The sequence below is a fragment of the Ideonella sp. B508-1 genome, from assembly GCF_000333615.1.
In the GTDB taxonomy this organism is placed as follows: domain Bacteria; phylum Pseudomonadota; class Gammaproteobacteria; order Burkholderiales; family Burkholderiaceae_C; genus Ideonella.
Window position 1 is genome coordinate 1 of the sequence record NZ_BADL01000519.1, and the last position, 9,407, is coordinate 9,407.

General features: G+C 68.2%; 13 protein-coding genes. 10 read left to right on the forward strand and 3 right to left on the reverse strand.

What is annotated here, in order from left to right; genetic code table 11:
• Positions 1 to 8: 8 nt before the first annotated feature.
• Positions 9 to 353 carry a MarR family transcriptional regulator gene (locus tag I73_RS32830; protein WP_148289875.1) on the reverse strand — a complete coding sequence of 115 codons (345 nt, stop codon included), beginning with the start codon at positions 351 to 353 and terminating at the stop codon, positions 9 to 11.
• A 669-nt stretch (positions 354 to 1,022) separates the two neighbouring features.
• The gene (locus I73_RS20355) at positions 1,023 to 2,123 is read right to left on the reverse strand and encodes a Tat pathway signal protein (RefSeq protein WP_022982303.1); all 1,101 of its coding nucleotides are present in this window, start codon (positions 2,121 to 2,123) and stop codon (positions 1,023 to 1,025) included.
• Between the two features lie 110 nt (positions 2,124 to 2,233).
• Between I73_RS20355 and I73_RS20360 the strand changes: the two genes are divergently transcribed.
• The 9 genes from I73_RS20360 (at position 2,234) to I73_RS20400 (ending at position 8,394) form a co-directional block, all read left to right on the forward strand.
• Positions 2,234 to 3,004, forward strand: coding sequence for a YdcF family protein (locus I73_RS20360; protein WP_022982304.1), 771 nt, complete (start codon positions 2,234 to 2,236; stop codon positions 3,002 to 3,004).
• Positions 3,005 to 3,150: 146 nt separating this feature from the next.
• Positions 3,151 to 3,975, forward strand: coding sequence for a class III extradiol ring-cleavage dioxygenase (locus I73_RS20365; protein WP_022982305.1), 825 nt, complete (start codon positions 3,151 to 3,153; stop codon positions 3,973 to 3,975).
• Positions 3,976 to 4,020: 45 nt separating this feature from the next.
• Entirely contained in the window at positions 4,021 to 4,620 is a 600-nt protein-coding gene (locus tag I73_RS20370; protein ID WP_022982306.1) for a cytochrome b, read from the forward strand.
• Between the two features lie 2 nt (positions 4,621 to 4,622).
• Entirely contained in the window at positions 4,623 to 5,018 is a 396-nt protein-coding gene (locus I73_RS20375; protein WP_022982307.1) for a YkgJ family cysteine cluster protein, read from the forward strand.
• A 133-nt stretch (positions 5,019 to 5,151) separates the two neighbouring features.
• On the forward strand, positions 5,152 to 5,547 hold the full coding sequence (locus tag I73_RS20380; protein ID WP_306304241.1) for a hypothetical protein: 396 nt from the start codon (positions 5,152 to 5,154) through the stop codon (positions 5,545 to 5,547).
• 3 nt (positions 5,548 to 5,550) lie between these two features.
• The gene (locus I73_RS29425; protein WP_022982309.1) at positions 5,551 to 6,471 is read left to right on the forward strand and encodes an NUDIX domain-containing protein; all 921 of its coding nucleotides are present in this window, start codon (positions 5,551 to 5,553) and stop codon (positions 6,469 to 6,471) included.
• Positions 6,472 to 6,586: 115 nt separating this feature from the next.
• A complete protein-coding gene (locus I73_RS20390; protein WP_026096994.1) occupies positions 6,587 to 7,123 on the forward strand; it encodes a cytochrome b in 537 nt (178 codons plus the stop codon).
• 53 nt (positions 7,124 to 7,176) lie between these two features.
• Entirely contained in the window at positions 7,177 to 7,746 is a 570-nt protein-coding gene (locus I73_RS20395) for a YceI family protein (protein ID WP_022982311.1), read from the forward strand.
• A gap of 75 nt (positions 7,747 to 7,821) precedes the next feature.
• Entirely contained in the window at positions 7,822 to 8,394 is a 573-nt protein-coding gene (locus I73_RS20400; RefSeq protein ID WP_022982312.1) for a YceI family protein, read from the forward strand.
• Positions 8,395 to 8,490: 96 nt separating this feature from the next.
• Here the strand turns inward: I73_RS20400 and I73_RS20405 are convergent, their stop codons facing one another.
• On the reverse strand, positions 8,491 to 8,790 hold the full coding sequence (locus I73_RS20405) for an antibiotic biosynthesis monooxygenase (RefSeq protein WP_022982313.1): 300 nt from the start codon (positions 8,788 to 8,790) through the stop codon (positions 8,491 to 8,493).
• 110 nt (positions 8,791 to 8,900) lie between these two features.
• Between I73_RS20405 and I73_RS20410 the strand changes: the two genes are divergently transcribed.
• Positions 8,901 to 9,407, forward strand: a 507-nt coding sequence (locus I73_RS20410) for a 3-deoxy-7-phosphoheptulonate synthase (RefSeq protein WP_022982314.1), incomplete at its 3' end; no start/stop codon positions are given.

Here is a 9,407-nt window from a genome sequence, read left to right on the forward strand (position 1 = left end):
CGAAGCGCTTAAGCAGTTGCCCGGGCGCTCCTTTCTTCTTTGGTGAATGCTTCATAAGCGTTAAGTGCGAGTGTGGCGGGGGGTAGGGCCCTCCACAGAACACGTCGCAGGGTCGTAGTCGTTTCCGGTACGACAACCTGGACGTCCTTCCGGTCTACCAACCGGCGCTTCTCGGCCAAACGACCAAGCAGAGAGTAGATCGACGCATCAGACAGCTCGCCTTTCAAAGCCTTAGCGATCTCCGGTACGGTTGCCGGACGATCGAAGGCAGCAAGAGCCCTCAGCACCTTCACCTCCGAGGCTGGCACGATCGTGTTTCCGATCAAAGCCGCGCCGTTTTCAGCGAATTGCATTTCAAATTTCCTTGAATGAAGCAACTACCTGCAGGCCCAGAAAAACAGGTTCTCTCCTTGATCGAGGGGCCATTGTTTGCAGGGTGGGGAAGCGTCTACGCGCATTTCCCACGGGGTCACTTCGTTGCGAATCTGGCGGCGGCCGGATGGGCCATCGCCTCGCTTAGCGAGTGCTTCCCGCTCAGTTGCACTATGTGCAACTGAAAAATTTAGTGGTCATAGGACTCCTGTCTAAAAAAAGGTTGTGCCGAAATTGACAGAGCCAGTATAGCGGCAAAGTTACACTCTGTCTATGTGCGCAGGCAATCTGCCTGTGTTCGAAGGCACAACGAGGGACCGGCGCGCTCGGCTGCCCAACTTCCCTGAATGAGGGCTTCAACGCGGCTAGTCTGGCGACTGCAAGGACTGTTCTGGTATGGGGCAGGTGCGGCGATTGCCTGAACTGCTTTGGAGGCGCCAGAGCAGTCGTAGTGGGGCGTTGCCGAATGTCAGCGCAGGGGCTTCACCCGTTGCCCTATCCGGTCACGGACGTAGTGTTCGGTCATGTCGCGATCCTTGTGTCCGAGCAGCATTTGCGAATGAGCCAGATCGCCCGTGTCGCTTAAAGCCCGGCTCGTCCGGGCTTTTTTTGCGTCTGGAAGGGGCTCCGCGGCCTGTTCTTCCTTCTTGTCAGACCAGCACCGCCGACACCGGCCGGCGCAGCGAGCGGGGCAGGGCCGGGCCGCGGCCGAAGCGCACCACCAGGTCGGGCCTGAGTGGCCCCAGGCCCAGCGCCGCGGCAAAGCGGGGGCGCAGTGCGGCCACTTCCACGGGCTGGTTGAGCATGGCGTTGCGCACGCCCAGGGCGGTGGCCTGCAGGGCGAAGCGCTGGTAGGCGCGGCCCACGGCCACCCAGTGGGCGGCATCGGCCTGTTCGGCCACGAACACGGCCACGCCGGCGGCACTGCGCACCTGTTGGGCATAGCGGTCGGCCTCGGCGCCCGGGGTGAAGAACAGGTCGAACAGCAGCCGCCCCAGCCAGGCCGGTGCCGTGGGGTTGCCTGAGGCAGCGGTGTACAGCCCGTCGCCCAGGCGCACGGCGTCGGCCGCGTTGAAGCGCAGCCATTGCTTGAGCTCCCGCACGAAGGCCGGGTCGCGGATCTGCGCGGTGTTGCCCTCGACGACGAAGGACAGGATGCGTTCCAGCGCTGCGCGTTCGGTGAACAGATGGCACTGCACGCCGGGGCCGGCTGCGGCGGCGGCCAACTGCTTGAGTTCGCCGGACGTCAGCGGATGTCCGTCGAAGGTGCCGCGCGTGCACTGACGGGCCGGGATGGCGGCGCAGAGCGCACCGGCCTGCGGCGTGCCGGTCGCCAGCGTCACCCGCACGGCCGCCTGCGCGGGCTCGAAGCGGGCCTCGGCCCGCAGGCCTTGCGCGCCGGCCGCTTGCACCAGGTTTTCGGTGGCGCAGCCCAGCGAGACAAAGAGGTGGTGGTCGTCCGGGTCCACGGCCGGGCAGCGGCGGCTGAAATCCGGCAAGACGGTGATGGCGTCCGGCCCGATGGCAAAGCGCCAGCACTGGGTGTTGTGGCTGCTGGGCGCCAGGGTGGCGCAACGGACCAGCTCCAGGCCCAGGGCCCGCCCCTCCAGCCCGCGCAGGGGGCCGCTGCGCCAGATCTGCTGCACGGCCGCGTCGTAGTCGTGCTCGCCCGGGTTCCAGGCCGCGGCCGTGGTGGGCCCTGCGGCCAGCCAGGCCAGGGGAGCGGCGTGGGTCAGTTGACGGCGGTTCATGGGCACTTCCTGGGCAGGGGGCTGTCAGCTTGCTCCGATGGCCAGGGGCCGTCCTTGATCCGCCGCAGCGGGGGCGGGTGTCGCGGCCCCCGGCTGGGCAGAATGGCGGCATGTTCTTCGCCCTCTCCAAGCTCCTGTCTGCCGTCACACAGCCTCTGTTCTGGCTGGGGGTGTGGTGGGCGGTGGCGCTGCTGCTGTTGAAGAAGCGCCGCCGCACCGCGCTGTCCATGCTGTGGGGCGGGCTGGGGCTTCTGGGCCTGCTGGGCGTGCAGGCCGCGCCGGACGCGCTGCTGCGCAGCCTGGAAGACCGCTATCCCGTTCCCCCCGATGCCGCCATCGGCCAGCACACCGGGGTGATCGTGCTGGGTGGGGCCTTCGATCACCCGGCCAGCTTCGTCACCCATGGCCAGGTGCCGCTCAATGATTCCGCCGAGCGCATGACGCTGCCGCTGACCTGGCTGCGCGCGCATCCTGCCATGGACCTGGTGTTCACCGGTGGGGAAGGGCGCCTGGTGGGCATTACCGGCGTGTCCGAGGCCGAGCTGGCCCGCCAGTTCTATGCGGAGCAGGGGCTGGACATGGCCCAGGTGATGCTGGAGAGCCGCTCGCGCTCCACCCGCGAGAACGCCCAGCGCGTGGCCGAGCTGCTGGGGCCGCGCTGCCGCGAGCAGCGCTGGCTGCTGGTGACCTCGGCCTGGCACATGCCGCGCTCGGTGGCCGAGTTCCAGGCCGTGGGCTGCCAGGTCACGCCCTATCCGGTGGACTTCCGCACCGGGGCCGACACGCCCTGGACCGAATACTCCCTCACCGAGAGCCTGCACCGCTGGCAGCTGGCGCTGCACGAGTGGATCGGTCTGGCGGCCTACCGGCTCAGCCGCTGAGCTTTCCGTCGCGCCCGTCGCCCGGCTTCAGGATGGCGCCATCGTCCTGATTTATAGAACGATGAGTTCATCGGATTGATGCTGATCGATGGGGTTCCGATCCGTACAGTGAGGAGCAAGCTGCCATCACCCGCCGGAGTCGACCCATGCCCACCGAATCCACTGCTTTCACAGGTCGCCTGCCCACCGTGTACATCCCGCACGGCGGCGGCCCCTGCTTCTTCATGGACTGGAACCCGCCCCATGCCTGGGACAAGACGGCGGCCTACCTGCGCAGCATCGTCCCGAGCCTGCCGCAGCGGCCGCGCGCCATCGTGATGGTCTCGGCCCACTGGCTGGAAGGTGACTTCGCCGTCACCGGGGGCGCGCAGCCCGAGCTGATCTACGACTACTACGGCTTTCCGCCGCACACCTACGAGCTGAAGTACCCGGCCCCGGGCGAGCCGGCCCTGGCCGAGCGCATCACCGCGCTGCTGGGGCAGGCGGGCCTGTCCTCGCACGTCGATGCGCGGCGCGGCTACGACCACGGCATGTTCATTCCGCTGATGCTGATGGTGCCGCAGGCCGACATCCCCGTCGTGCAGCTCTCGCTGAACGTCTCGCTGGACCCGGCCGCCCATCTGGCCCTGGGCCGGGCGCTGCAGCCGCTGCGGGACGAGGGCGTGCTGATCGTGGGCAGCGGCATGAGCTTCCACAACATGCGCGGCTATGGCGATCCGCGCTTCGGCCCGGTGTCCGACACCTTCGACGACTGGCTGACCGAGGCGGTGCAGGCCCCGGCCGCCGAGCGCGATGCCGCGCTGACCGACTGGGCCGAAGCCCCGATGGCCCGCTGGTGCCATCCGCCGCGGGCCGAGGAGCACCTGCTGCCGCTGATGGTGGTGGCCGGTGCGGCCGGTGCAGACCGCGGGCGCAAGGCCTTCTCCGACCGGGTCATGGAGACCACGCTGTCGGCCTTCAGCTTTGGTTAAGTTGGTGGAAACCCGACCGTAACCTGGGCGGGGGACAATGTCCCCATGTTCTTTTTTGCTGCCGTCACGGCAGCTTTGCTGGCCATGTCTCTCGCCTCCTCGAATGCGCACTACGATCCCCTCAGCCGGGTTTTCCATTGGCTGACCGCCATTGCCGTCGTGGTCGCCTTCACCCTGGGTCCTGAACACCTTGGCAGCCTGATTCGCAGCGGTGTGGATCCCGCCACGCGCTGGGACATCGTCTGGCACGAGAGCCTGGGCCTCCTGGTTTTCGTGCTGACCCTGCTGCGCCTGGTCTGGGTGGCGGTGAGGCCTGCCGCTCCCCGCTTTGACATGAGCCCCTGGCAGCACCGGGCGGCGCGCCTGGTGCAGGCTGCACTGTGGCTGTTGATGCTGCTGCTGCCCATCACCGCGGTGCTGGCCCTGGGCAGCAAGGGACATCCGCTGACCCTGCTGGGCGGCGTGCGCCTGGATCCTTCGGCCATCGTCAACGGCTCGCTGGCCACTGAGGTGCGCTGGGGCAAGTTGCATGGCCTCCTGGGCGATGCCATTCTTTGGCTGGCTGGTGCCCATGCCGCGGCTGCCATCTTCCACCACGTGGTGCTCAAGGATGGTGTGCTGAAGTCCATGCTGCCTCCCCGCTGACGATGGGCGTGCAGTACGTCGACGTCGACCGTTGCGAGACCTGGACGCGCTACCGCGCCGGCCTGTGCGACAGCTGCCATGCCCATTGCTGCACCATGCCAGTGGAGGTGCGTCTGCCGGACCTGGTGCGGCTGGGGCTGGTGGACCCCTTCGAGGCCGAGCACGAGGCGCCCAAGCAGATCGCCCGTCGGCTGGAGAAGACCGGGCAGGTCGACCACTTCAACTTCAAGCACGGCATCTTCACGCTGGCGCGCCGTGCCAGCGGGGACTGCCTCTTTCTGGACGCCACCACGCGGCGCTGCACCGTGTACGAGCAGCGGCCCGACACCTGCCGCAAGCATCCGCAGGTGGGCCCCCGGCCGGGCCATTGCCCCCATGGGCCGCGCCGCACGGGCTGAACACCGGCCGACTGCCCAGGCGCGGCAGCCGACGCCGCGGCGGGAAGACGTCCTACATCACCGCCGCCGCCAGAGCGCCTAGACTGCCGCCATGAACAGAACAACTCCCCTCCGCCTCCTGGGTGCCGCCACCTTGGCCGGTGTCGCCCTGGGCGCCCATGCCACCGACGTGGGTGTGTCCATCAGTGTGGTGCAGCCCGGCGTGTACGGGCGCATCGACATCGGCAACGCGGCGCCGCCGCCCGTGGTCTACGCCCAGCCGATGATCATCACCCCCGGGGTGGTGGCGGTGCAGCGGCGCCCCATCTATCTGTACGTGCCACCAGGCCACCAGAAGAACTGGCGCAAGTACTGCGGCCGCTACAACGCCTGCGGCCAGCCGGTGTACTTCGTGCAGGAAGGCTGGGTGCGTGAGCGCTACGACGAGCGCGGCCACCGCCCCCCCGGCCCGCCGGGACGTGGCGATGACGACGATGGCCCGGGGCACGGCCACGGCCATGGGCATGGTCACGACAAGCACGACCACTGAGCGATGAGCATGGCCCCGGGCCCCTGGCCCTGTCTTGGCCAGGCGCGTCAGGCCCAGGGGGATCGGCGGGTGCCGGTCTGCCTGGTGGCGCCCGGGGAGCCACCCGCTCGCATCGGGTCGGTCGACCGCGCGCACCTGCCTGCCCTGTTGGCCGACGGTGTGCCTCTGACCGTGGCCCCCGATGGGGTGGCGCGCTGGTGGCCGCTGCCGCGCGAGCACCGCGACGCCACGCTGGCCGCCCTGCACCTTCGCCTGCGCGACCGGGGCCTGATCCGGGCCTGGCGCGATGAACCCTATCCCCTGCTGGACGAGGAGGGGGCACTGCAGGCGGTGATCGAGCGGGCAGCCTCCCGCTTCTGGGGCAGCATCACCTTCGGTGCCCATTGCAACGGCTACGTGGCCGATGCCCAGGGGCGGCCGACCCACCTGTGGGTGGCCCGGCGGGCCGACAGCAAGCCCACCGATCCCGGCATGCTGGACAACATGATCGGCGGCGGCGTGCCCCACGGGCAGACCCCGCGCGAAGCCCTGCTGCGCGAGGCCTGGGAGGAGGCCGGCCTGATGCCCGACCAGATGGCCGGCCTGCAGCGTGGCCGCGTCCTCGAGCTTTGCTGCGACATCCCCGAGGGGCTGCAGCACGAATGGCTGCATGTCTATGACCTGGCCCTGCCCCCGGACGTGCAGCCCCTCAACCAGGACGGCGAGGTCGCCTGGCATCGGCTGATGCCCGTGGCCCAGGCCCTGGAGCATGCCCGGCGGGGCGACATGACCGTCGATGCCGCGCTGGCCACGCTGGATTTCGCGCTGCGGCACGGTCTGCTGGCGCCGCAGGACGCCGCCGTTCAAGCCTCGGCCCTGGAGGCCCTGCAGGTCGCGACGGCCCGGGCCGAACGCATCGATCCGGCCCCACCGGCCCAGGGTTGAACCTTGCAACGTTCAGAAAAACTGCATCGTTGACTTCAAGCGCGCTGAACCGCGGAGGCCGCGGCACTGCGGACACTGTGAACCAACGCTCCAAGGCGAATCCCCCATGTCGAAGATGTCCTCCTCCAACCGCTACAGCGCCCCGGCCATCTGGCTGCACTGGCTCATGGCCCTGCTGCTCGTCGGCGTGTTCTGCCTCGGCCTCTACATGGCCGACCTGCCGATGTCCATGACCCGGCTGAAGCTGTTCAACTACCACAAGTGGGCCGGCGTCATCGTGCTGGGCCTGGCCGTGCTGCGCCTGGTCTGGCGCCTCACCCACCGGCCGCCGGCCGATCTGCCCATGCCCGCCTGGCAGCGCCTGGCCGCGCACGGCATGCACCATCTGCTCTATGTGCTGTTCTTCGCCGTGCCCCTGGTGGGCTGGGCCTACAGCTCGGCCGCGGGCTTTCCCATCGTGCTGTTCGGCGTGCTGCCCCTGCCCAGCTTCGTGGACAAGAACCCCGAGCTGGCCCAGCTGATCAAGCCCTGGCACGAGACCCTGGCCTGGACGATGGCGCTGCTCGTGGTGGCCCACATCGGCGCCGCGCTCAAGCATCATGTGATCGACAAGGACGGCCTGCTGAACCGCATGCGTCCCGGCCGCGGCTGAGCGAGCGACTCGGCACCGCGTCCCCTCCAGACACCTCCCACAGGAGTTTCTCCATGACCCGTTCCCTCTTCGTGCCGGCCCTGCTGGCCTCTTCCTTGCTGGCTGCCGCGCCGGCCTTCGCGCAACAAAAGGTGGTGCCCGCCCAGAGCGAGATCAGCTTCACCTCCCACCAGATGGGCGTGCCGGTGGACGGCAAGTTCCGCACCTGGGACGCGCAGATCAGTTTCGATCCCAAGAAGCCCGAGGCCGGCAAGGTGAGCTTCAGCATCGACACCGGCAGCGCCACCTTCGGTGTGCCGGAAACCGACGCCGAGGTGCCCAAGGCGCCCTGGTTCAACGCCGCCAAGTTCCCCAAGGCCACCTTCCAGTCCACGGCCATCAAGGCCACCGGCAAGGGCCAGTACGCGGTCAGCGGCCAGCTCACGGTCAAGGGCGCCAGCCAGGCCGTGGTCGTGCCGGTCACCCTCAAGCAGACCGGCGCCACCACCGTGGCCACCGGCACCTTCGCCATCAAGCGGCTGGACTTCAAGATCGGTGAAGGCGAGTGGGCCGACACCTCGACCGTGGCCAACAATGTGGAAGTCCACTTCAAGCTCGCCGTGACCGGCGTGGGCGCACTCTGATCGCGCCCGCGTCCGCCCCGGCTTCCTCTCCCCTTTTTCGTCCCTGTCCCCCGACCCTTTGAAGGAACACGCACCATGAAGATTTCGCTGATCGCCGCTGCTGCTGCCGCTTTGCTGGCCACCGCCGCCCAGGCCGAGCCGGTCACCTACAAGATCGAGCCGACCCACACCTACGCCACCTTCGAGATCATGCACTTCGCGACCTCGACCAACCGCGGCCGCTTCGACAAGAAGGAAGGCACCGTGGTGCTGGACAAGGCTGCCAAGACCGGCAAGGTGGACGTGACGATCGACATGACGTCGATCGACTCGGGCTCCGACGCCTTCAACAAGCACCTGCAGAGCGCCGAAATCTTCGACGCTGCCAAGTTCCCGACGGCCCAGTTCGTGGGCGACAAGTTCACGTTCAACGGCGACAAGGTCACCCAGATCGACGGTCAGCTGACCCTGCACGGCAAGACCAACCCGGTCAGCCTCAAGGCCCTGAACTTCAACTGCTACATGAACCCGATGGTCAAGCGCGAAGTCTGCGGTGGCGACTTCGAAGCCACCGTCGTGCGCAGCCAGTACGGCATCGACTACGGCCTGAACTGGGGCTTCCCGGACAACGTGCGTGTCGTGATCCAGGTCGAAGGCGTGAAGCAGTAAGCGGCTTCCGCAGCGATTGTCCTATCGTCGTTCCCACGACGATCTGGGCGGCGCCCCTCGCGGGGCGCCGCCCTTTTTTGTGGCGGACCCGTCCGCTCAGGACTTGGAGGCCAGCTCGAAGTGCTCCACCACCGGTGCGGCGGCGAAGAAGGGGCCGACGATGGCGCGCCAGGCCGTGAAGGCCGGCGACTCGCGGAAGCCCACCGTGTGGTCCTCCAGCGTGTCCCAGTAGATCATCAGCACGAAGCGCTCGGGCGTCTCGATGCAGCGGTTGAGCTTGTAGCCATTGAAGCCCTTGGCATGGCGGATGGCTTCGTCCACGCCCCGGGCCACGGCGGCCTCGAACGCGGCCTGCTGGCCGGGGGTGATGCGGAAGTCGGCAATTTCCAGAATCATGAGCAGTCTCCTCGGGGATCGATGCCGGGCAGTGTGCCATTGCTGCAGCCCCACGCGGTGCGGGGGATAATTCCACCTTTACCCCGCCGGGTTGTCGCCAGGAGAGTGCCTTGAACCGTGCCGAAGTCGTGAACACGCCCTTGAGCTCCGAGGAGGAGGGCCTGCTGGAGGGCACGCTGGACACCACCCGGGTGGACGATCTGCGCATCGGTGCGGTGCGGCCGCTGATCTCGCCGGCCCTGCTGCAGGACGAGATGCCGCTCACGCGCAAGTCCGAGGCCGTGGTGGAGCGCAGCCGGGCCGACATCGCCCGCGTGCTGGCGGGCCAGGACGACCGCCTGGTCGTGGTGGTGGGCCCCTGCTCCATCCACGACCACGAGCAAGCCCTGGCCTACGGGCAGAAGCTGCGCGTGCTGCGCGAGGAGCTGGCCAGCGAGCTGCTCATCGTGATGCGGGTCTACTTCGAGAAGCCCCGCACCACGGTGGGCTGGAAGGGCTTCATCAACGACCCGCGGCTGGACGGCAGCTTCCGCATGAACGAGGGCCTGCGCAAGGCCCGCCGCCTGCTGCTGGACCTCACGGCCATGGGCCTGCCCGCCGGCACCGAGTTCCTGGAC

Coding starts and splice junctions, on each gene's coding strand:
- I73_RS20355 (WP_022982303.1), bottom strand. CDS start 2,123: ATGAACCGCCGTCAACTGACCCACGCCGCTCCCCTGGCCTGGCTGGCC.
- I73_RS20390 (WP_026096994.1), top strand. CDS start 6,587: ATGTCCTCCTCCAACCGCTACAGCGCCCCGGCCATCTGGCTGCACTGG.
- I73_RS29425 (WP_022982309.1), top strand. CDS start 5,551: ATGAGCATGGCCCCGGGCCCCTGGCCCTGTCTTGGCCAGGCGCGTCAG.
- I73_RS20395 (WP_022982311.1), top strand. CDS start 7,177: ATGACCCGTTCCCTCTTCGTGCCGGCCCTGCTGGCCTCTTCCTTGCTG.
- I73_RS20370 (WP_022982306.1), top strand. CDS start 4,021: ATGTTCTTTTTTGCTGCCGTCACGGCAGCTTTGCTGGCCATGTCTCTC.
- I73_RS20405 (WP_022982313.1), bottom strand. CDS start 8,790: ATGATTCTGGAAATTGCCGACTTCCGCATCACCCCCGGCCAGCAGGCC.
- I73_RS20360 (WP_022982304.1), top strand. CDS start 2,234: ATGTTCTTCGCCCTCTCCAAGCTCCTGTCTGCCGTCACACAGCCTCTG.
- I73_RS32830 (WP_148289875.1), bottom strand. CDS start 353: ATGCAATTCGCTGAAAACGGCGCGGCTTTGATCGGAAACACGATCGTG.
- I73_RS20375 (WP_022982307.1), top strand. CDS start 4,623: ATGGGCGTGCAGTACGTCGACGTCGACCGTTGCGAGACCTGGACGCGC.
- I73_RS20365 (WP_022982305.1), top strand. CDS start 3,151: ATGCCCACCGAATCCACTGCTTTCACAGGTCGCCTGCCCACCGTGTAC.
- I73_RS20400 (WP_022982312.1), top strand. CDS start 7,822: ATGAAGATTTCGCTGATCGCCGCTGCTGCTGCCGCTTTGCTGGCCACC.